We start from the raw sequence: 20,569 nt of genomic DNA, 5'->3' as shown, positions 1-20,569 counted from the left end.
TCATCGCGCCGCGGGCCGGGGCTGCTATGAGGCGCCATGCGACGTCACCGACCTGCTTCGAAAAGACCGGCCAGAGCGCCCGCCGAGGGGGCCGCGCACCCCGGTCCTCCGGTCGAGCTGATGATCACGGCCGTGGCCGGAGAGGGGGATGGCATGGCTGGCGGGGGCGTCTATGTGCCGTTCACTCTGGCGGGCGAACAGGTCCTGGCCAGGGGTGGTGGCGAGCGGCGCGAACTGCTCGAGGTGCTGCGCCCCAGCCCCGAGCGCGTCGAGCCGCCCTGTCCCCACTTCGGCGTCTGCGGCGGCTGCGCACTGCAGCACTGGGCGCACGGCCCCTACCTCGACTGGAAGGTCGGCCGGCTGCGCACCACACTGGCGCGCGAACGGCTGGACGCCGAGATCCTGCCGGCCTTCGCCGCCGCGCCCGGCACCCGGCGACGCTTCGCGCTCCACGCGCGCCGCGGGGATCGTGACGCGGCCCGCGCCGGCTACAAGGCCCGCAAGTCCTGGGATCTGGTCGACATCGAGACCTGCCCAATCTCCGACCCCAGGTTGGTGGCCGCCATTCCGGCGCTCAAGCGGCTCGCCGCGCCGCTGTTCGAGCATCCGAAGTCTGCCCCAACCCTGCACGTCACCCTGACCGCCGCGGGCCTCGACATCGACATCACGGGCGTCGAGGCTCGGAGCGGCGGCCTCTCCGCCGACGCCCGCGTCGAGCTGGCCGAACGGGCGGGGGAGGCCGGGTTCGCGCGGGTCACCCTGGCCGGCGAGGCCGCTTACATGGCCCGTCAGCCCAAAGTGCGGCTGGGCGCGGCGACCGTCGCCCTGCCGCCCGGCGCCTTCCTCCAGGCGACCGTCGGAGCCGAGGCGGCGATGGGGGCGTTCGTCGCCCAGGCGGCGGCTGGCGCGGCCCGCATTGCCGACCTCTACTGCGGCGTCGGCACCTTCACTTTTCGGCTGGCGGAGATCGCGCCGGTCCACGCCGCCGACTTCGCCCCCGCCGCCATTCAGGCGCTGAACGCCGGGGTCGCCACCGCGCCCGGCCTCAAGGGCGTCACGGCCGAGGGCCGCGACCTCGTGCGTCGCCCGGTCCTGGCCGAGGAACTGAAGAAGACTGACGTCGCTGTCTTCGACCCGCCGCGCGCCGGCGCCGTCGAGCAGACGGCGGAGCTTGCTCGCTCGTCGGTGGCTCGCGTCATCGGCGTCTCCTGCAATCCAGCGACCTTCGCCCGCGACGCGCGCGCCCTGGTCGACGCCGGGTTCACCCTCGAGCGCGTCCTGCCGGTCGACCAGTTCCTTTGGTCGGCGCATGTGGAGCTGGTGGGGGTGTTCTCGCGCTGATGCCGACCCATATGGCGACGATGGTTCCGCTTTCCGTCCTCGACCTGTCGCCGATCCTCGAAGGGTCGGACGCCGCGACCTCATTCCGCAACACCCTCGACCTCGCCCGCCACGCCGAGCGGCTGGGGTTCAACCGGTTCTGGCTCGCCGAGCACCACAACATGCCGGGCGTCGCCAGCGCGGCGACCGCCGTGGTCATCGGCCACGTCGCAGCGGGCACCGAGACGATCCGCGTAGGGGCCGGCGGGATCATGCTGCCCAACCACGCTCCTCTGGTGATCGCCGAGCAGTTCGGCACCCTGGCGGCGCTGCATCCCGGCCGCGTCGACCTCGGCGTCGGACGCGCACCGGGAACCGACCAGATCACCGCCCGCGCCCTGCGCCGCAGCCTAGTCGGCGACGTCGACCGGTTTCCGCAGGACGTCATCGAACTGCTCCATTATTTCGGGCCCGCACAGCCCAACCAGCTCGTCCGCGCGGTGCCGGGAGAGGGCCTGCGGGTGCCGGTCTGGATCCTCGGCTCGAGCCTCTACGGCGCCCAGCTCGCCGCGGCCCTCGGCCTGCCATACGCCTTCGCCTCGCACTTCGCCCCGAACGACATGGAGGCGGCGGCGGCGCTCTATCGGCGCGAGTTCCAGCCCTCGGAGCATCTCGACAGGCCGCACCTGATGCTCGCCCTCAACGTCGTCGCCGCCGATACCGACGCCGAGGCCCGACGGTTGTTCACCTCGCTGCAGCAGGCTTTTCTGAACCTGCGCCTCGGCCGCCCGTCGCCCCTGCCGCCGCCGGTCGAGGATATGGAAAGAAGACTGCTCGCCGCCGGATTGGACCCCGGCCGCGCGGGGGCGCTGAAGATGGCGGTGGTCGGCGACCGGGACGCCGTCCGGCAGGGGCTCGCTGACTTTGTCGCCCGTCACCAACCCGATGAGGTGATCGTCACGGCGCAGATCTACGACCACGCCGCCCGGATCCGCTCCTTCGAGATCCTGGCGGACGCCGCGGCTCAGAAGAGCGCCAGCTGATCGCCGGCCTTCGGCGGGACGCGGAACTGGCTGAGGTCCAGACCGTCCCACCGCGCCGCCAGGCCGTAGCGCGCCTTGGCGGCCGCGAACCGCTTGCCCATCAGGTCGGCAATCGGGCCCTGACCCGTCATCCGGCTGCCCCACTGGGGGTCATAGTCCTTTCCGCCCCGCATCTGCCGGACCAACGACATCACTCGTGACGCCCGGTCCGGATGGTCGGTCTGCAGCCACTCGCGGAACAGGTCCTTGATCTCGAGCGGCAGGCGCAGCGCCACATAGCCTGCGCCTACGGCCCCTGCGTCCGCCGCGCGCTCCAGCACCGCCTCCATCTCGTGGTCGTTGAGGCCGGGGATCACCGGCGCGAACATCACGATCACCGGCACGCCGGCCTCCGTCAGCCGCCGCACGGCTTCCAAACGCTTCTCGGGTGTCGCCGCCCGCGGCTCCATCGACCGGGCCAGCCGCCGGTCGAGGCTGGTGATCGAAATCGCCACCCGCGCCAGGTTCCGTTCGGCCATGGGCGCCAGGAGGTCGATGTCGCGCAGCATCAGCGCCGACTTGGAGATCACCGAGAACGGGTGGTTGTAGCGCCCGAGCACCTCGATCAGCGAACGCGTGATCCGAAGCGTCCGCTCCTGCGGCTGGTAGGGATCGGTGTCGCCGCCGATATGGATGACCTCGGGCTTGTAGGTCTTTTTCGACAGCTCGGCCTCGAGCAGCTTCGCCGCCTCGGGCTTGAAGAACAGCCGGCTCTCGAAATCGAGGCCCGGCGACAGCCCGAGAAAGGCGTGGGCTGGCCGCGCATAGCAGTAGATGCAGCCGTGTTCGCAGCCGCGGTAGGGGTTGAGCGAGGCGGTGAAGCCGACATCCGGGCTGTCGTTGCGCGCGATCACCGTCTTCGATTTCATCGGCAGGACAGTGGTGGAAAGCTTCGGCGCCTCGTCGTCCTCCGGCGCCCAGCCATCGTCAAACGCGTCGCGCGCGTGGCTCTCGAACCGGCTCGTGGCGTTAGATCGCGCACCACGGCCGCGGGTATTGTGGGGTAGGGCGGACACGCGACAGTTCTAGCGTCGCAGAGAGAACAAAGAAAGAACATATGTGGGCTGGCTGGTCGTGGCCGAGCCAAACCGGCCATGACCACGCAAGGCGGACGGCTGCGCCTAGTCCAGCGAGGCGGTCAACTCGGCCGGCGCGCTGACCGGCTGCGGGATGTCCAGGCGGGCGTCGATGATCCGCGCGCCGCCGGCCAGAGCGTCGAGGGTCTTGGTCTCCTGCCCCCACATCCGCTTGTAGGACCAGTAGGCGGCCATCACCTTCTCGACGTAGTCGCGAGTTTCCTGGGCCGGCAGGCTCTCGATGACCAGCAGGGGATCGGCGTCCTCGCCGACCCGGGCGAGGGTCTTCAGCACCGCGCCGGGGCCGCCGTTGTAGGCCGCGACGGTGCGCAGGATGTCGTGGCCCACGCCCCGCTCGCGCAGCCAGGCGATGTATTCCTGCCCGACCTTCATGTTGAACGCCGGGTCGTACAGCGGCGAGAAATCCCGCTTCAGCCGCGCGTTGCCGGTGGTGAGCGCCGCCGTCTCCGGCATCAGTTGCATGAGGCCAATTGCGCCCACCGGCGACAGCGCCGCTGGGTTGAAGCGGCTTTCCTGATAGGCGATGGCGTAGACCAGCGCCTTGTCCACCGTGAAGCCGGAGGTGGGCTCCAGCGCCGGCGCGGGATACTCGGCCGGGGCGAGGGAAGCGCGTTTGCGCGGCGGGGCCTTCTCCGGCGCCAGGCTGGCGAGCGCGACAACCAGTTCCTTCCAGGTCTTCTGCGAGCTGGGGCCGACCGCCAGAGCCATGCCGGCGCGCAGTTCCTGGCGCGCCTCGTCCGTCCGGCCGAGCTGGAGGAGGGCGGCCGCGCGGCGCGCGCGCGGCTCGTGCTCCGCGAACTGCACGATCTCCGGCGAGGGCGGCTTCGGCGCGGCGGCGGGCGGCGGCGCGACGGGGCGCGCGACCGGCGCGGAATAAGACGCACGGATCACCGTACCGGCGTCCGCCGTTTGGCTGATGAACTGCAGCTGCCGGTCGGCGAGCATGCCATAGAAGGTGTTCGGCTGTTGGGCCGCGAGCTTCAGGTAGTTGTTGGCCCGGGTCGGATCGCCGAGCGAGTTTGCGGTGCGGGCCGCCCAGTACCCGGCGGCGCTACGCTGCCAAACGTCCTCGGCATAGTCGTGGGCCACGGCGGCGAAATAGCTCTCGGCGAGCGCCAGCTGGCCGAGCTTCCATGCCGACAGGCCGGCGATCCAGCGTTCGCCGGCATCGGGCGCCAGCTCCAGCGCCCGCTTGGCGTCGCCGGAATAATAGGCGTCGCGGGCCAGCCAGCCGCGGTCCAGGGCCGGCAGCGGCGCGCGGACAAGGTCAGCGACGGTGATCTGCGGCGCGGCGAGGGCAGGGGCCTGCGCCGGCTTGCGCTTGGCGGCCAGCGAGAAGATCCGCTCGGCCAGCGGCAGGTCGCCGAATCGTCCGAGCCATCCCGACAGCTCATCGAAGCTCGCCTTGTGCTGCGAGGGATGCATTAGCTGGCGGAACGACACGTAGCCGACCAGAGAGGTGTCCTTGACCTCCAGAGTCTTCATGTGGGCGTCGATGAAGTCGCCACGGTCGGCGGCCTCGAAGGCCAGGGCATAGACGCGGGCGTCGTCGGCGCTCAGCGGCTGCAGGCCGTCAGCCGCCGCGGCGGTCGCCATGACCGCGACGCAGGCGAATGCGGATATTCCCACGCGCAACCGCTGGATGAGCCTCATCACGGACCCTGTCGCCGTCCCACCTTAAGGAAGGGTTAACGGCGCCCTTTTCTCGAACAAGTCCGAAGTGTTAGGCGGGCCTCTCGGCTCGATCAAGACGCTCCGTGAGCGTCATTAGGTCCACCCAGGCGCGCTTCTTCGCCGCAGGCTGTCGCAGAAGGAAGGCCGGATGAAGCGTCGGCATGGCCGGCAGCTCCAGCTGGCCGTCGGCGCTGCGCCACTCGAACCATCGCCCGCGCAGGGAAAGAATGCCCTCTTCTTTCTGAAGCATGGCCTTGGCCGAGGCCCCGCCGACCAGCAGCAGCATCTTCGGCTTCACGAGCATGATCGCCCGCTCGACGAACGGCGCGCAGACCGCCTGTTCGGCCGCCGTGGGAGTCCGGTTGCCAGGGGGGCGCCAGAAGACGGTGTTGGTGATGAAAGTGCGCTCGGCGAGGCCCGCCGCGCCCAGCATCCGGTCCAGCAGCTTGCCTGCGCGGCCGACAAACGGCTGGCCCTGGCGGTCCTCGTCGGCCCCGGGGCCCTCGCCGATCACCAACACCTCGGCGTCCGGCGCCCCACGGGCGAACACTGCCCGTGTGGCGGCGCCTTCCTGGCGCAGAGAGCAGCCCTCGAAGGCGGCGATGGCGACGGCCAGCTGGTCAAGGTCCTGGGCGGCGGTCGCCAGTTCGCGGGCCTGAGCCACTGCATCTCCGACGTCGACGCGCGGCGCGGCGGCGGGTCTCAGCGGCGAGACCGTCGCCGCCGGACGAAGCGGGGCGGCGGGCGCGACGAACTTGCCGGCCGCGATACGGTCGACGGCTTCGTCCAGCAGCATGGCGTCCACGCCGCCGTCGGCCCAGAAGGCGAGCAGACTCTCGGCGGCTCGCGGGTCGAGGGTCAGGTTCACGCGGTGACGGCGCTGGTCGCGGCCCGCAGCTCGCGCGCCGACAGCAGGGTCCAGCCTTGCGGCCGCAGGAGTTCGATGGGCGAGAAGCGGGCCTTATAGTCCATCTTCTCGGACCCCCGGACCCAATAGCCCAGGTACACGTAGGGTTGGCCGGTCAGACCGGCCTGCACGATGTGATCGAGGATCATGAACGAGCCCAGGCTGCGACGCTGGGCGGTGGGCTCGTAGAAGCTGTAGACGAGCGACAGGCCGTCGCTCATTTCATCGACCAGGGCGCAGGCCACAAGGTCCCCGGGATACCCCGCCCGGCCGGGCGTGCGATACTCGACCACGTGGGTCCGCACCGCGGTGTCCTCGACCATGGCCACGTAGTCGGGCCAGGTCATTTCGGCCATGCCGCCCTCGGCGTGCCGGGTGGTCAGGTAGCGGCGCAGCAGGTCGAACTGTTCGATGCTGGACTCGGCGGGGACAATCCGCCGTTCCAGGTCCTCGTTGCGGTTCAGGGAGCGCCGCTCGGAGCGCGAGAAGATGTAGTCGGCCGCTGGGATCCGGGCCGAGACGCAGGCCGTGCACGACTCGCAGGCCGGGCGATAGGCGATGTTCTGCGAGCGGCGGAAGCCGACCTGTGTCAGGCTGTCGTTGACGCTAGCTCCGTCCGAAAGCGGCAGGTGCGCGAACACCTTGCGCTCGAACCGGTCAGGCAGGTAGGGGCACGGCGACGGCGCGGTCAGGAAGAACCTGAGCTGTCGTGTCGGGAAGTGCTGCGTCACGGACCTGCGATCGCCCCGATTGGCCTAGCGCCGAACATTGCGCCACGGCCACAATTAGGCGTCATGCGGGCCCGCGACGCAAGCCATCTGCGACTGTGTCACAACCGTCGAACGCGACCTTTCTAGAGGCCGCGGTCCGGTGGCAACACCGGCGCCTCGCGCAGCAGGACGATGGCGATCCGACGGTTGCCGGGCAGGGTGGGATCGTCCAGGTACAGCGGCTCGGAGGTCGCCCGCCCGGAGACCTGGTAGACGCGATCGGGATCTACGCCGGCGCTCTGCAGCACCCGGCGCGAGGAGTCGGCCCGTCCGGCCGAAAGGTTCCAGTCGCTGTCGGACTTGGCGCCGTTGGCGTTGGCGCTGGTGTGACCGTAGATGTTGATGCGGTTCGGCAGCTGGTTGATCACCTTGGCCACCGCCCTCAGCAGCAGGCGCGCCCGCTCGTTCGGCTGGGCCGAGCCCTGGGCGAACATCGAGCGGCCTTCCTGATCCACGAGCTGGATCCGCAGGCCCTCGGGCGTCTGGTCGATAATGATGTTCTTCGACAGCTCGGCCAGCTCCGGCATGTCCTGCAGCGCCTGGCGCAGCGACTGGGCGGCCGACTGGAAGGCCGCTTCCTCGCGCTTGCGCAGCGCTTCGCGCAGCGCCTCGGTGGTCGGGTCGTCGGCCGAGACCGGCGAGCCCTCGTCGGTGGTCTTGCCCTGGTCCGGATTGGGCGATTCCGGAGACATTTCCTCGATCACCGCCATCGCCCCGTCGCCCTTGGCGCCGTCGTCGCCCAGCGCCGTGCCGCCCAGGATGCCGCCGGAGCCGGAGGTGGTCTCCGAGACGCTGGCGGGCGCGAAATAGTCCGCGATGCCGCGCTTCTGCTCGGGGCTCGTCGTGTTGATCAGCCACATCAGCAGGAAGAAGGCCATCATGGCGGTCACGAAGTCCGCGTAGGCGACTTTCCAGGCGCCGCCGTGGTGGCCGTGACCGCCGCCCTTCTTGACCTTCTTGATGACGATCGGCGCGTCGCCCACCGACATGGCTCACCCCAGCTTGGCCTGAAACTCAGCCTCGCAAGGTGACGGCGGCTCGTTAAGATGCAGCTAAGGTTAGCGGGAGAGTGCGATGAGAGTGGCGTTCGCGGGTCTGGGGGTGATGGGCTTCCCGATGGCCGGGCATCTTGCCCGGGCCGGGCACGAGGTGACGGTCTTCAACCGCACCCCTGATAAGGCCGAACGCTGGGCCGCCACCTACGGCGGCCGGGTGGCCCAGACCGTCGCCGAGGCGGCGCAGGGCGTCGAGGTCTTCCTGCTCTGCGTCGGGGCCGACGACGATGTGCGCCAGGTCGTCGGCGAGGCGCTGACCGCGCTGCCGACGGGGGCGATCGTGGTGGACCACACCACAGCCTCGGCAGAGGTCGCTCGTGAGCTGGCCGCAAAGGCGGCGGATTGCGACGTGGGCTTCCTCGACGCGCCGGTCTCCGGCGGCCAGGCCGGGGCCGAGAATGGCCAGCTGACAATCATGTGCGGCGGCGAGCCCGCGACCTTCGACAAGGTCCAGCCGCTGCTCGCCCCCTATACCAAGGCGATCCGCCGGATGGGCGACGTCGGCGCCGGGCAGCTGACCAAGATGGTCAACCAGATCTGCATCGCCGGCTTGGTGCAGGGGCTGGCCGAGGCGCTGCACTTCGCCAAGCGCGCCGGCCTAGACCCAGCGGGGGTCTATGAGGCGATCTCGAAGGGCGCGGCCCAGTCCTGGCAGATGGACAACCGCTGGGCGACGATGGCCGAGGGCAAGTACGACTTCGGCTTCGCGGTCGACTGGATGCGCAAGGACCTCGGGCTGGTGCTCGAGGAGGCCGCCCGCAACGGCGCCCGCCTCGACGCCACGGCGCTGATCGACGGCTATTACGCCGAGGTCCAGGCGCTCGGCGGCAGGCGCTGGGACACCTCCAGCCTACTGGCGAGGTTGGAGCCGCCGAAATGACGGCCCTGCGGACGGCGCGGCTGACGCTGACGCCGATCGGCCTCGACGACGCCGCGTTCCTGCTCGGCCTGCTTAACGATCCCGGCTGGATCGCCAACATCGGCGATCGTGGCGTACGCGACCTCGAGGGGGCCCGCGCCTACATTACCGACCGCCTGGCCGGCGGAACCTGGTTCGTCGCCAGGACCAGCGATGAGGCCGACGGCGACGCCGCGGTGGGCGTGGCGGGCATCGTACCGACGCGCGAAGGCATGGATTGCCCGGACCTCGGCTACGCCATTCTTGAGGCTCATGCCGGCAAGGGCTACGCGACGGAGGCGGCCGCCGCGGTGCTGGCCTACGCCCGGAGCGACATGGGCCTGCCCCGTATCGCCGCCATCACCGACCCCAACAACCGCGCCTCGCGCCACGTTCTCGAGAAGATCGGCCTGAGCTTCGAGAAGCTGATCGACCTGCCGTCGTACCCGGACGAGCCCAGCGCCTACTACGCCTGAACCACGGCCAGCGGGAGGTTGCGCAGGCGGCGGCCCGTGGCGGCGAACACGGCGTTGGCCAGGGCCGGGGCGATCACGGCGCAGGGCGGCTCGCCGATACCGCCGGGCTCCTCGTCGCTGTCGACGATGTGCGTGGCGATCTCCGGCGTCTCGTGCAGGCGCATGATGCGGTAGTCGTGGAAGTTCGATTGCTCGACGCGGCTTTCGCCGATCGTCACCTGGCCCCAGAGCGCCGCCGACAGGCCGAAGACCACGCCGCTCTCGACCTGCGCCGAGATCCCCAGCGGGTTGATGGCCAGGCCGCAATCGACCACCGCCGTCACCTTCGGGACCGAGATCGCGCCCTCGCGCGCCACCTTGGCCTCGACGACCACACCCATGATCGTGCCCCACAGGTGCAGCACGGCGACACCGCGACCGTGGCCGGAGGGCAGGGGCGATCCCCAGGCCGATTCCTTGCCGAGCCGCTCCAGCACCGTGCGGATGCGCGGCTCGGTGGTCAGCGACAGGCGGTAGGCCAGCGGGTCCTGGCCTGCGGCGTGGGCCAGTTCGTCGATGAAGCTCTCGACGACGAAGCAGGACCTCAGGCCGCCAACCCCGCGCCACCAGCTGGTCGGGACGTCCGTCTCCGCCTGCTGGAAGGTCACCCGGTGCGCGCCGACGCGATAGGGGATGTCGACCGCCCCTTCCGTCGCATCGCCGTCCACGCCGTCGAACTTCGTGCCCAGCAACCGAGCGAGGATCGAGGAGCCGGCGATCCGATGCTCCCAGCCGACCGGCTTGCCGGCGGCGTCCAGCCCCGCCCAGACCGTGTCGACATAGGCCGGGCGGTACATGTCGTGCTTCATGTCCTCTTCGCGCGACCACATCACCTTGACCGGATAGGGGACCTGCCGGCCGAGTTCCACCGCGCGCACGACCATGTCGGTTTCCAGCCGCCGGCCGAAACCGCCGCCCATCTGGTAGTTGTGCAGCCGGACCCTCTCCAGCGGCAGGCCCAGCGCCTTGGCGGCGTCGGCGCGGGCCCGCGACGGCACCTGTGATCCGGTCCAGATTTCGCAGCCGGCGGACGTCACGTGCACGGTGCAGGCGCCCGGCTCCATGGCTGCATGAGCGAGGAACGGCTGACGATAGGTGGCGCTGAGGCTGCGCGCCGCGCCGGACTTGGCGCGGGCGAGGTCGCCGGCGTTCTTCGCCTCGAACCCCTTGCGGGTCAGCGCCTCGTCCAACTCGGCCTGAATCCGGCCCTGGTCGAGCGGCCGGGCCGGCGGCGTCCACTGCGGGTCGGCGGCGGCATAGCCCAGCACCGCCTGCCAGTAGGTCTCGGCGACGACGAACAATACGTCCGGGCCCTTCACCAGCTGGATGACGCCCGGCACGGCCATAGCCGCCGCATCGTTCACGCGCCCCAGCCGGCCGCCATAGACCTGCGACTGCGCCAGCAGCGCCACCTTCATGCCCGGGAGCCGAACGTCGATGCCATAGGTCATAGCGCCGGTGACCATCGCGCGGCTGTCGATCCGCCTCGTCGGCTTGCCGATCACCTTCAGAGCCTTGCGCAGGGGCGTGTCCTTCGGCAGCGGCGCGGCCGCCGCCACGGCGATCAAGCTCCCCATCGGGGCCCGGCGCTGACCGGCGGTCTCCATGACGTGGCCCTCGACCAGGTCGCAGGTCTCTGGGGCGACGCCCCATTGTCGCGCCGCCGCGGCGATCAGCGCCGCGCGGGCATTGGCCGCCGCCTGCCGGACCGGCTTGTGCAGCTCCCGCACCGACCGCGAGCCGCCAGTGCCCTGGCTGACCGGCGAGAAGCGGGCCTCGTCCCCGTCGGGGATCTCCACCTTCACCTCGGCCGGCGAGACGCCCAGCTCTTCGGCCACCAGCATCGCCGCCGCCGTCAGGATGCTCTGGCCCATCTCCGTCTTCGGCAGCGCCAGCACCGCGCCGGCCTCTGTGATCGACAGATAGCTGTTGGCCACCAGGCCGCTCCGCTGCGCCGCCGCCGGCAACGGCACGACCAGCGCCACGCCCACGCCCGCCGCCCCGCGCAGCATCCCTCGTCGCGAAAGACCAGTCATGCCTTGCGCCCCTTGGCCGCCGTTCTCACAGCCTCGCGGATGCGCGGATAGGTGCCGCAGCGGCAGAGATTTCCCTTCATCCCCGCATCGATGGCGGCGTCGTCAGGAGCGGGATTGGCCTTGAGCAGGGCCGTGGCGGCGATCAGTTGGCCCGGTTGGCAGTAGCCGCACTGCACGACATCGGTCTCGACCCAGACGTCCTGCAGGTGTTTGCCGAGCGGATCGGCCTCCAGCCCTTCGATGGTGGTGATCGGCTGGCCGACGCACCAGCGCGCCGTGGCGATGCAGCTGAAGATCCGCTTGTCGCCCATCAGCACGCTGCAGGCCCCGCAGACCCCGACCCCGCAGCCGTACTTCACGCCCATCAGGCCGAGCGTGTCGCGCAGCACCCAGAGCAGCGGCGTATCGGCCAGGCGTTGGTCGACGACCACCGCCTTGCCGTTCACGATCAGCGTCAACGCCATGCGTACTGCTCCAACCGAATACCCGACCCTTTTAACGCCATCTCTCAGCCGGGGGTGAGCGCCAGCACCGCCTCGGTGTCCGCCTCGACGGCCGGGCGGGTGTAGCGCAGCGGGAAGTAGCCGCCAGCGGCCCACAGCGGGAACAGGTCGCGGTAGTGCGGGCTAAAAGGGTCTTCGGACTGCCCGGGCGTGTTGATGGCCATGGAATTGTCCCAGCCGCCGACGTCCAGCACCAGCCGCACCGAGGCGCCGGCCGTCTGCCGAAAATCCGGGCTGCGCCAGGTGGCCGCGCGGGGCGTGGACGACGATCCCGCCACCTGCAGCGGCCCGATGCGCATCTGGGCGGCGAGCTGTGGGTCCGCGAGCACCGCAGCGGCCGGTTCAAACAGCGCCTGGTGCAGCCGGCCCCACGCCCACGCCGTCATGTCGGCTCCGAGACGCGCCTTGAGCTCGTCGAGCGTGGTCCGGAGGCTCGACAGCAGCAGCGGATCGCGCACCTCTCTCGGCTGGCGCTCCAGCCACAGCAGCACCGGATCGGGCATGCTCGCGCCAATCTGGGCCTGCACCGTCGCCGGCGTCGCCTTGCGCACCACGGCGCGGCCCAGATGCTTCACCACCCAGGTCTCGTATATCGACGCCGCGACGCTGTCGGTGCCCTCGTTCCCGTCCCACGCCTTCAGCAGGGACAGCGCGCGCGCCACCTCGGCGTCGTCGGAGCTGAGCGGCGCGAGCAGCGCCTGCGCCCGCCGCGCCTGGGCGCTGACCGCATCGGTTTGCAGGGCCATGGAGTCGGCCAGCGTCCCCTTCGGCGTCGCCGCCAGCACCTCCTTGATGCGGACCGCCCGCGACGGGTCGGTCCATTCGAATCCGAGCCGACGCGCCGCCCGCGGATAGTCGGGCTCGGCCGGCACGTTCATCTCGTTGGCGGTGGCGAAGAACCCCGCCGCCGGATTGCGGACCACCGGCAGCTTGTCGTCGCCCAGGAAGCCGGCCCACTCGTAGCGGCCGTCGCCGGGGACCGGCATTAGCCCGTCCCAGTTGCGGCGCACCGGCGTACGGCCGGCGGCGGCCCAGCCGGTCTCGCCGGTGTCGTCGGCATAGACGAGGTTCAGCGGCGGCGCGCCCCAGCGGTTGCGCGCCGTCTGGAACTCCGCCCACGAACCTGCGCGCCACATCCGCGAGGATCCGAAATAGCCGGCCAGGCCCGGCTCGTTCCAGACCGTGCGCAGGGCGAACGCCCGGGCTTTGGGGGTGTCGCTCTTCAGAACAGGCCCATGGCGGGTGAAGCGCAGCTCCACCTGCCGCGGCGCCTCGCCTTTGACCTCGATGGTCTCGCGGACGATGCGCATCGGCTCCCAGCCGCCCTTGTAGCGGTAGGCGTCGCCGCGGGTCTCGTAGACGTAGAGGTCTTCCTGATCGATGTAGAAGATCGTCAGCCCGAAGGCCGCCTTGCCGTTGTGGCCGAGCGAAACGCCCGGCAGGGCGGGCTCGCCGGCCCCGATGAGAGACAGGCCCGGCGCGTCCAGGTGAGCGATGTAGCGCAGCGAGGGGGCGCCGACGGGCCGGTGCGGGTCGTTGGCCAGGATGGGCCGGCCGCTCGCCGTCCGCGATCCGGCGATCACCCAATTGTTCGAGCCCTCGGCGGCTTGATCCTGCAGGAACTGGGACAGCGCGACCGCCCCGGGCGCCTCGGCCGCCTTCTGCTTCGCCAGCGGCGCGAAGCTCACCGACCCCGTTCCCAGCGTATAGTCCTTCATCACGTCGTCGGGCACATCGCAGGGGTCAAGTCCCTTGGGAATCGCCGGCGTGTGCTCGGGCTCAAGGCGCCGCCGCACCGCGTCGGCCGCAAGCCCAGCCTTGCAGACCGTCCGGGCCCGCGCGGCCTCGGAAGCGGCGTTGGACACCAGGGCATGGCTGCGGATCCGCAGGATGTCCTCCGGGGCCCACGCCTCGGGTTTGCTGTCGGTCAGGCGGAACTCGACAGGCAAGGGCCGTTCCCCTGCCGACACCTGCGCCACATAGGCGTTCACCCCGGCGGCGAACGCCTCGACCGCCTCGCGCCCGATCGGATCGTAGGCGGCCCATTCCGCCGCCATGTCGCCGCGATAGAGGAACAGCCGCGCGGCGCGGTCCTGCTCGATGTAGGCCGGGCCGAAGCTAGCCGAGAGCCGGCCCAGCCCGCGCTTGCGCCACAGGTCGATCTGCCACAGGCGATCGCGCGCGGCGTTCCAGCCCTGCAGGAAGAAGGCGTCTCGCGTGCTCTTCGCGTAGATGTGCGGCACGCCCCAGCGGTCGACGAGGATCTCGGCCGGCTGCTGCAGGCCGGGCACGGCCTGGCTTTCCCGCCGCGCGGCGTTGCTGACCTCGGCCGCGACCGGCGACGCCAACGTCGCAGCCAGCGCGGCCGCACCCATGATCCTGACCAGCATTCCGCCCCCGGGTGTTTTCCTTGTGGGGAGCAGTCTGCGGTGAGATCGCAGCGCTCGGCAAGCTTTCGCCGCGGCGACGAAGGCCGCGCCGCCTAAGCCCCCAGCAACCGGGCTGCGCGCGGGGCGAAATAGGTGATCACGCCGGCTGCGCCGGCCCGCTTGAAGGCGCCCAGGCTCTCGAGGATGGCGCGATCTTCGTCCAGCCAGCCATTCTGGGCCGCGGCCATCAGCATGGCGTACTCGCCGGAGACCTGGAATGCGAAGGTCGGAGCGCGGAACTCGTCGGCGACGCGCCGGACGATGTCGAGGTAGGGCAGGCCCGGCTTCACCATCACCATGTCGGCGCCTTCGGCCAGGTCCAGCGCAACCTCTCGGAGGGCCTCGTCGGTGTTGGCGGAGTCCATCTGATAGGTGCGCTTGTCGCCGGGGTTGTCCACCGATCCGGTCCCGAGTTTCCCCGAGCCGATGGCGTCGCGGTAGGGCCCGTAGAAGGCAGACGCGTACTTGGCCGCATAGGACATGATCATCACGTCCTGCAGGCCCTCGGCTTCCAGAGCGGCGCGGAGCGCCCCGCAGCGCCCGTCCATCATATCCGACGGCGCGAGGATGTCGCAGCCGGCCTTGGCCTGCATCAGGCCCTGCTGCACCAGCCGCTCGATGGTCGCGTCGTTCAGGATGCGGCCGTTCTCCACCAGGCCGTCATGGCCGTGGTCGGTGAAGGGGTCGAGGGCGACGTCGCACATGATCCCGACCTCGGGCGCGGCGTCCTTCATCGCCTTGACGGCCGTGGCGACGAGGCCGTTCGGGTCGTGGGCGAGGGTGCCGGCGGCGTCCTTCTTGGCGCCGTCGATGTGCGGAAAGACCGCAATCGCCGGGATCCCGAGCGAGCGGGCGGTGCGCGCCGCTTCCGCCGCGTCCTTGACGGACAGGCGCGAGACGCCGGGCATCGAGGCGACCGGAACCTGGCCTTCGCCCTCATGGACGACCATCGACCAGATCAGGTCGCCGGGCGTCAGGACGGTCTCGCGGACCAGCCGCCGCACCCAGTCAGCCTGGCGCAGGCGGCGAAGTCGCAGGGCAGGGTAGGCGGCGGAGGCGAAGCGGCTCATGGCCGCGCGCTGTCGCCCATCGCCCGTCCGGATGCAAGCCGGATGAAGCCGACCGCCGGGGCGCAGAGCAGCCAAAGGCTGGAGGCCACCGTCAGCAGGACCGCGAAGGCGATAAGCCCGATGACCCTCGCCCCGATGGTGATGTCGTGCAGGCGGATCTGCACCGTTTCCAGGTGGTCGAGACCGCTGATGCTGGCCATCCCGATCACCTCCCCGAGGCCGCCGATCACCCCGGCCAGGCCGGCTGCGGCCGCGGCCAGGGTGAGCACGAAGGCGATCCAGAAGATCCGGATCTGGAATTCGAAGTGGCTGGCGACCAGCCGCTCGGCCGCGTCCTTGTGCGAATAGGCGATGACCACGGCGATCAGCGCCGGAAAACCTGCGAAGAAAATCGAGGCGAACAGCAGGGCGTAGCCCAGCATCGCCATGTTCTGCGCCGCTTCTTCGGCCGGCTCCATGGCCGTCGGCGCCCCCAGGTAGTCGGTCGTCATGGCGCTCCCCCAAGCTCCCATTCCGAATGATCGCGTCGATCAGGTTGACAGCTTTGCGCTACCCGCGCGACTTGCTCAATCCCGTGATTGAGAAGCGCGACCTCATGGCTCCTGACGCGACCGCCGAAGTTCTGACCCGCGTGGAGGGCGCCGTGGGACGGATCACGCTCAATCGGCCTCGGGCGTTGCACGCTCTGACCACCGGCATGATCGACGCCATGACCGAGGCGCTGCTCGCCTGGCGGAGCGATCCGGCCGTGGTCCTGGTGCTTCTCGACCATTCGGGCGAGCGGGGGTTCTGCGCCGGCGGCGACGTGCGGCAGGCGGCGGCCGATCCGGCGATCGGAGAGGCCTTCTTCTTCAACGAATACCGTCTGAACCACCTGCTGCATCACTATCCCAAGCCGACCGTCGCGGTGATGGACGGGCTGGTGATGGGCGGTGGATTCGGCGTCGCGCGCCCCTGCCGCTATCGCGTCGCCACCGAGCGGACCCTGTTCGCCATGCCGGAGACGGCGATCGGGCTCTTCCCCGACGTCGGCGGCGGCTGGTACCTCCCGCGCACGCCCGGCCACATCGGCCTGTGGCTGGCTCTGACCGGCGCGCGTCTTGGCGCTGCCGACTGCGAGCTGATCGGCGTCGCCACCGACTGCATCGACAGCACAGACGTCGAGCGCTTCAAGGCGGCGGTGACCGCCGACCCGGCCAGGATCGAGACGGCGCTGACCGAGCTCGAGATAGATCCCGGCCGCCCGCCGCTCGCCGCCCATCAGGATCAGATCGACCGGTTGTTCGGCGGCGACAGCGTCGAGGCCATTTTCGCCGCTCTGGAAGCGGACGGCGGCGACTGGGCGACGGCGCAGCTCGAGATCCTGCGCACCCGCTCGCCCCAGGCCCTTAAGGTCACGCATCGCCAGCTTGCGCTCGGCGCCCGGGCGAAGACCTTCGCCGAAGTCATGGCGATGGAGTATGGCCTCGCTGTTCGGGTCGGCGGCCGTCCGGACTTCGCCGAAGGCGTCCGCGCCGTCCTGGTCGACAAGGACAACGCCCCGCGCTGGTCGCCGCCCGAGCTTGCCGGTGTGACGGACGCCCTCGTCGACGAGATCTTCGCGCCCTTGCCTTCCGATAAGGTCTGGACCCCGCTACCTTGAGCATTAGGGCTACGGGAGGACGCGAGATGACGTTCAAGCTTCTGCTGGCCGCCGGTGCAGCTCTGGCCCTGTCTGGGTGTGCGACGCACGGGGGCGGGTCGACGAACCCTATCACCGCCGCCATCGCCGATCCTGCTCGTCCGGCCGCCGACATCCAACGCGACGCGGCGCGCAAGCCCGCCGAGATGCTCGCCTTTGCCGGCGTCCGTCCCGGCATGCGGGTCGCCGACTTCCTGCCCGGCGGCGGCTATTTCACCCGCATTTTCTCGAAAGCCGTCGGCCCACAGGGCCGCGTCTTCGCGATCGCCAACCCGCCGGCCGCCAATGCCGCCCCGCCGCCGATCCAGGCCCTGGCGACCGACGCGGCGTACGGCAACATCCAGCTGATCGCCACCGGCGTCGGCGCGTTCCGCACGCCCGAGCCGGTCGACGTCTTCTGGACCTCACAGAACTTCCACGACCTTTATCTGACCCGGCTGAACCTCGACGCGCCGATGGTCCTGCGCAACATCTACGACGCGATCAAGCCGGGCGGGGTCTTTATCGTCCTCGACCACGCCGCCGCTGCCGGTGCGCCGGTGGTCGAAACCGCCAACAGCCTGCACCGCATCGACCCCGCCGCCGTTCGTCAGGCGGTCGAGGCCGCCGGTTTCCGATTTGAGGCCGAGAGCTCTGTCCTCCGGAACCCTGCCGACGACCGCACCAAGGGCGTGTTCGACCCCAGCCTGCGCGGTCACACGGACCAGTTCATTCTGAGGTTCCGCAAACCGGGGTAGGCGCTGTTCCTCCGGCGCCGGCGCGGGGCCTCAGGCTCCTTCCGGCCCTGGCAGGATGTGCAGGCCGTCGAAGGGCGTCACTTCGACGCTGGCCAGGTCGAGGTCTTCCGCGCACCGCAGGTTCAGCGCCACCATCGGACCGTTTGGTCCGACGCCCTCGGCGAACGGCGCGCAGCCGCAGACCTTGCAGAACTGGTGGCGGATCGCCTCGCGGTTCCAGGTGTAGACGGTTATCTCGTCGCGCGACGTCTCGAGATGGAATTTTTCCGGCGCGACGAAGGCCAGGATGTTCCCCCGCCGGCGGCAGAGGGTGCAATTGCACTCGATCGCCTTTGTCGGTTTCTCATCGACAGCGTAGGCGACCCGTCCGCAGTGGCAGCTTCCGCGCATTTTTCGTGACTCTCCGTCCTATCCGACCCTGAACGGCAAAGCTGTGATCTCTGTCAATTGCCGTTCACGTGCCCGCGTGTAGACATACGTTTGTCACGGTGCGAAAAGCGGCCCGAGATTCAAGGGGACCGGCCGCGCCCTGTTCGCGCCGCCGGGTCAAGTCGATGGATTATAGAGACGCGTTTCAAACCGCTCTGGACAAGGTCCGGTCCGAAGGCCGCTATCGCGTCTTCGCCGACCTGAAGCGTCGTCGCGGCGCCTTCCCGAAGGCTGTCTGGACGCGTGAAGACGGCGGCCAGGCCGAAGTCACCGTGTGGTGCTCCAACGATTACCTGGGCCAGGGGCAGAATCCTGTGGTGCTCGACGCGATGCACCAGGCGATCGAGGAGGCGGGCGCCGGGTCCGGCGGCACGCGCAACATCTCCGGCACCACCCACTACCACGTCGAGCTGGAGGCCGAGCTCGCCGATCTGCACGGCAAGGAAGCGGCTCTTCTGTTCACCTCGGGCTACGTCTCGAACGAGGCGACGCTTTCGACCCTCTACAAGATCCTGCCCGGCCTGCTGGTCTTCTCGGATGAGCTGAACCACAACTCGATGATCTCCGGGATCCGGGCCGGCAAGCGCGAGCAGCGCCACGTCTTCCGCCACAACGACCTCGTCCACCTGGAATCCCTGCTCGCCGCCGCCGATCCGGCCGCGCCGAAGCTGATCGCCTTCGAGAGCGTCTACTCGATGGACGGCGACATCGCTGACATCGCCGGCACCGTCGCCCTGGCCAAGAAGTACGGTGCGATCACCTACATCGACGAGGTCCACGCGGTCGGCATGTACGGCCCGCGCGGAGCCGGCGTCGCCGAGCGCGACGGCCTCATGGCCGAGATCGACATCATCGAAGGCACGTTGGGCAAGGCGTTCGGCGTCATGGGCGGCTACATCGCCGCCGACGCAGTGATCGTCGACGCCATCCGCAGCTACGCCGACGGCTTCATCTTCACGACCTCGCTGCCGCCGGCGCTGGCCGCCGGAGCAGTGGCCTCGATCCGCTACCTCAAGGCGCACGACGAGGTCCGCCAGGCCCATCAGGCCCGCGCCGCGATGCTCAAGGCTCGCTTCGCCAAGGCCGGCTTGCCCGTCATGCCGTCTGCGAGCCACATCGTGCCGCTGCTGGTCGGCGACCCGGTCCACTGCAAGATGGTGTCGGACATCCTGCTCGCCGACTTCGGCATCTATGTGCAGCCGATCAACTATCCGACCGTGCCGCGCGGCACCGAGCGGCTGCGGTTCACGCCATCGCCGGCGCATACCGACGACATGATGGACAAGCTGGTCGAGGCGCTGGAGAAGCTCTGGACCCACTGCAACATCGCGCGGGTCGGCGGGGTCGCCGCCTAAGGCGGCCTTGGCCAGAACAGGCGGCATCCCGAGGCGGGACGAGGCGGTTCCAAGGCCGCTGCGCGCTGTTCTGGCTGGCTCGGCGGCGTTGCCGGGGCGGACCGTTGATCAGGCGGTCATCTACTCAAACCCGGACCGGCTCGCTCGGAGCGCTTCTGAGATAGGTGGGTCACGGCGGGCTTCAACCCGCCGCCGGCCCATTCCGGGTCAGCAAGCTCTACGACAGCGCGGCGTAGATCCGGCAGCGCGCGCTCCAGCCGCCCTTGAAGGTGGTGAGTTCGTGGACGGTGATCTCGTGCACGCGGCCGTCGCTCTCGATCGTGAACAGATCGCCGAGCCGCGGCGTGAGCGGGTCGATCGACCAGATGACCACCTCGCCGCGCGTCGCCAGATCTTCGTCGAGGATCTCGTAGCCGCTGGCATTGAACGCCCGCAGCGCCTCCGTACCGGCGTGGACCCGTTGTCTCATTTGCGTCTCCGGACACCTCGGCCGAGGCCGATCTGCTTGGCGAAGTCCGAGCGACGCGCGGCATAAGCCGGCGCCACCATCGGGTAGTCGGGCTGCAGGCCCCAGCGGCGCCGGTACTCGTCCGGGCTCATGTTGTAGCGCGAGCGCAGGTAGCGCTTCAGCATCTTCAACCGCTTCCCGTCCTCGAGGCAGACGATGTAGTCGTGCTGCACGGATCGGCTGATCGGCACGGCGGGCTTGGGTCGGTCTTCAACGACCGGCGCGGCGACGCCTCGGGTCAGGCCCTCCAGCGTCTGGTGCACGGTGCGGATGATGTCCGGCACGGCTTCGGCCGACACGGCGTTCCGGCTCACATAGGCGGCCACGATCCCTGCGCCCAGACGCAGGATCTCCTCACCCGAACGGCTGTCGGGATCCGGACCAACGCTCATTCAGCTTCCCCCTTGTCGCGACTCTGCACAGCCCCGGCGCCTCCCTGACGCTTGCACCCTGGGTTAGTCTGCAACGCAGAAGGAGAAGGTTGGTTCCGGGCGTTGGAACGG

20 protein-coding genes are annotated in these 20,569 nt (G+C 69.9%); 7 read left to right on the top strand and 13 right to left on the bottom strand.

Translation table 11 applies throughout. The annotated features are described in order from the left end of the window. The first annotated feature begins 120 nt into the window (after positions 1 to 120). Together ACILRF_RS04845 and ACILRF_RS04840 are read left to right on the top strand one after the other, a co-directional pair. On the top strand, positions 121 to 1,341 hold the full coding sequence (locus tag ACILRF_RS04845) for a class I SAM-dependent RNA methyltransferase (protein ID WP_395671142.1): 1,221 nt from the start codon (positions 121 to 123) through the stop codon (positions 1,339 to 1,341). Further along, the gene (locus ACILRF_RS04840) at positions 1,341 to 2,363 is read left to right on the top strand and encodes an LLM class flavin-dependent oxidoreductase (protein WP_395671141.1); all 1,023 of its coding nucleotides are present in this window, start codon (positions 1,341 to 1,343) and stop codon (positions 2,361 to 2,363) included. The genes ACILRF_RS04845 and ACILRF_RS04840 overlap by 1 nt, the downstream gene beginning before the upstream one ends. Here ACILRF_RS04840 and ACILRF_RS04835 read toward each other — a convergent pair. From ACILRF_RS04835 to ACILRF_RS04815, 5 genes are all read right to left on the bottom strand, one after another. Then, the gene (locus tag ACILRF_RS04835) at positions 2,345 to 3,418 is read right to left on the bottom strand and encodes a PA0069 family radical SAM protein (protein ID WP_395671140.1); all 1,074 of its coding nucleotides are present in this window, start codon (positions 3,416 to 3,418) and stop codon (positions 2,345 to 2,347) included. The two genes, ACILRF_RS04840 and ACILRF_RS04835, sit on opposite strands and share 19 nt — an antisense overlap. Positions 3,419 to 3,523: 105 nt before the next feature. After that, complete coding sequence (locus ACILRF_RS04830; RefSeq protein ID WP_395671139.1) at positions 3,524 to 5,152, bottom strand: lytic transglycosylase domain-containing protein; 1,629 nt, start codon at positions 5,150 to 5,152, stop codon at positions 3,524 to 3,526. A 70-nt stretch (positions 5,153 to 5,222) separates the two neighbouring features. Then, complete coding sequence (locus ACILRF_RS04825) at positions 5,223 to 6,041, bottom strand: uracil-DNA glycosylase (protein ID WP_395671138.1); 819 nt, start codon at positions 6,039 to 6,041, stop codon at positions 5,223 to 5,225. Beyond that, positions 6,038 to 6,811: an arginyltransferase gene (locus ACILRF_RS04820; RefSeq protein WP_395671137.1), complete on the bottom strand. Its 774-nt coding sequence runs from the start codon at positions 6,809 to 6,811 to the stop codon at positions 6,038 to 6,040. The genes ACILRF_RS04825 and ACILRF_RS04820 overlap by 4 nt, the downstream gene beginning before the upstream one ends. A 122-nt stretch (positions 6,812 to 6,933) precedes the next feature. Further along, a complete protein-coding gene (locus ACILRF_RS04815) occupies positions 6,934 to 7,839 on the bottom strand; it encodes a flagellar motor protein MotB (protein WP_395671136.1) in 906 nt (301 codons plus the stop codon). A gap of 85 nt (positions 7,840 to 7,924) precedes the next feature. Between ACILRF_RS04815 and ACILRF_RS04810 the strand changes: the two genes are divergently transcribed. Both ACILRF_RS04810 and ACILRF_RS04805 read left to right on the top strand, forming a co-directional pair. Continuing rightward, entirely contained in the window at positions 7,925 to 8,785 is an 861-nt protein-coding gene (locus ACILRF_RS04810) for an NAD(P)-dependent oxidoreductase (RefSeq protein WP_395671135.1), read from the top strand. Beyond that, complete coding sequence (locus ACILRF_RS04805; RefSeq protein WP_395671134.1) at positions 8,782 to 9,279, top strand: GNAT family N-acetyltransferase; 498 nt, start codon at positions 8,782 to 8,784, stop codon at positions 9,277 to 9,279. Before ACILRF_RS04810 ends, ACILRF_RS04805 begins: the two co-directional genes overlap by 4 nt. Here ACILRF_RS04805 and ACILRF_RS04800 read toward each other — a convergent pair. The 5 genes from ACILRF_RS04800 to ACILRF_RS04780 all read right to left on the bottom strand — a co-directional run bounded on the left by ACILRF_RS04800 (position 9,270) and on the right by ACILRF_RS04780 (position 15,847). Continuing rightward, on the bottom strand, positions 9,270 to 11,354 hold the full coding sequence (locus ACILRF_RS04800) for a molybdopterin cofactor-binding domain-containing protein (RefSeq protein WP_395671133.1): 2,085 nt from the start codon (positions 11,352 to 11,354) through the stop codon (positions 9,270 to 9,272). The two genes, ACILRF_RS04805 and ACILRF_RS04800, sit on opposite strands and share 10 nt — an antisense overlap. After that, a complete protein-coding gene (locus ACILRF_RS04795) occupies positions 11,351 to 11,818 on the bottom strand; it encodes a (2Fe-2S)-binding protein (protein ID WP_395671132.1) in 468 nt (155 codons plus the stop codon). The genes ACILRF_RS04800 and ACILRF_RS04795 overlap by 4 nt, the downstream gene beginning before the upstream one ends. Before the next feature lie 44 nt (positions 11,819 to 11,862). Beyond that, positions 11,863 to 14,247, bottom strand: coding sequence for a penicillin acylase family protein (locus ACILRF_RS04790; protein WP_395671131.1), 2,385 nt, complete (start codon positions 14,245 to 14,247; stop codon positions 11,863 to 11,865). A 92-nt stretch (positions 14,248 to 14,339) separates the two neighbouring features. Then, positions 14,340 to 15,356, bottom strand: coding sequence for a porphobilinogen synthase (gene hemB, locus ACILRF_RS04785; RefSeq protein ID WP_395671130.1), 1,017 nt, complete (start codon positions 15,354 to 15,356; stop codon positions 14,340 to 14,342). Continuing rightward, complete coding sequence (locus ACILRF_RS04780; protein WP_395671129.1) at positions 15,353 to 15,847, bottom strand: hypothetical protein; 495 nt, start codon at positions 15,845 to 15,847, stop codon at positions 15,353 to 15,355. The genes hemB and ACILRF_RS04780 overlap by 4 nt, the downstream gene beginning before the upstream one ends. A gap of 104 nt (positions 15,848 to 15,951) precedes the next feature. Between ACILRF_RS04780 and ACILRF_RS04775 the strand changes: the two genes are divergently transcribed. Together ACILRF_RS04775 and ACILRF_RS04770 are read left to right on the top strand one after the other, a co-directional pair. Continuing rightward, entirely contained in the window at positions 15,952 to 16,998 is a 1,047-nt protein-coding gene (locus ACILRF_RS04775) for an enoyl-CoA hydratase/isomerase family protein (protein ID WP_395671128.1), read from the top strand. 26 nt (positions 16,999 to 17,024) lie between these two features. Further along, the gene (locus ACILRF_RS04770) at positions 17,025 to 17,774 is read left to right on the top strand and encodes a class I SAM-dependent methyltransferase (RefSeq protein ID WP_395671127.1); all 750 of its coding nucleotides are present in this window, start codon (positions 17,025 to 17,027) and stop codon (positions 17,772 to 17,774) included. 30 nt (positions 17,775 to 17,804) lie between these two features. Here ACILRF_RS04770 and ACILRF_RS04765 read toward each other — a convergent pair whose 3' ends face one another. Continuing rightward, positions 17,805 to 18,164, bottom strand: a complete 360-nt coding sequence (locus tag ACILRF_RS04765) for a GFA family protein (protein WP_395671126.1) — start codon at positions 18,162 to 18,164, stop codon at positions 17,805 to 17,807. A 164-nt stretch (positions 18,165 to 18,328) separates the two neighbouring features. Here ACILRF_RS04765 and hemA point away from each other — a divergent pair, with 164 nt between their 5' ends. After that, a complete protein-coding gene (hemA, locus tag ACILRF_RS04760) occupies positions 18,329 to 19,558 on the top strand; it encodes a 5-aminolevulinate synthase (RefSeq protein WP_395671125.1) in 1,230 nt (409 codons plus the stop codon). Between the two features lie 217 nt (positions 19,559 to 19,775). Here hemA and ACILRF_RS04755 read toward each other — a convergent pair whose 3' ends face one another. Next, positions 19,776 to 20,027, bottom strand: a complete 252-nt coding sequence (locus tag ACILRF_RS04755) for a hypothetical protein (RefSeq protein ID WP_395671124.1) — start codon at positions 20,025 to 20,027, stop codon at positions 19,776 to 19,778. Continuing rightward, on the bottom strand, positions 20,024 to 20,458 hold the full coding sequence (locus ACILRF_RS04750) for a MucR family transcriptional regulator (RefSeq protein ID WP_395671123.1): 435 nt from the start codon (positions 20,456 to 20,458) through the stop codon (positions 20,024 to 20,026). Before ACILRF_RS04750 ends, ACILRF_RS04755 begins: the two co-directional genes overlap by 4 nt. Positions 20,459 to 20,569: the final 111 nt, after the last annotated feature.

This window comes from Phenylobacterium sp. (genome assembly GCF_044236515.1).
Classification (GTDB): domain Bacteria; phylum Pseudomonadota; class Alphaproteobacteria; order Caulobacterales; family Caulobacteraceae; genus Phenylobacterium.
This window is presented reverse-complemented; position numbering and strand designations above follow the sequence as displayed.